Here is a 237-nt window from a genome sequence, read left to right as displayed (position 1 = left end):
AATCGATCAAGTATCACGTTAACGAAGGCTAACGGCTAGGGTCCGCGCGGATAAACGGGCGGTAAAAGGAGGTTAACGCATGGAATTGTTCGATCTGAGCGGCAAGGTCGCCGTCATCACCGGCTCCTCCAAGGGCATCGGCAAGGCCATCGCCGAGCGTCTGGCCGAACACGGCGCGCGCGTCGTCATCTCCTCGCGCAAGGCCGGGCCGTGCGAAGAGGTCGCCGTTGCCATCAA

At 61.2% G+C, this 237-nt stretch carries 1 protein-coding gene; it reads left to right on the top strand.

The genetic code is table 11. From position 1 onward, the window contains the following. Positions 1 to 79 precede the first annotated feature (79 nt). Positions 80 to 237: SDR family NAD(P)-dependent oxidoreductase (locus RRF55_RS27885; protein WP_439419284.1), on the top strand; the 158-nt coding region annotated here is incomplete at its 3' end.

The organism is Klebsiella sp. K47, assembly GCF_051858335.1.
Lineage (GTDB): Bacteria > Pseudomonadota > Gammaproteobacteria > Enterobacterales > Enterobacteriaceae > Klebsiella > Klebsiella pneumoniae.
The sequence above is the reverse complement of the archived record's forward strand: the minus strand, read 5'-3'. Positions and strand labels throughout refer to the sequence as shown.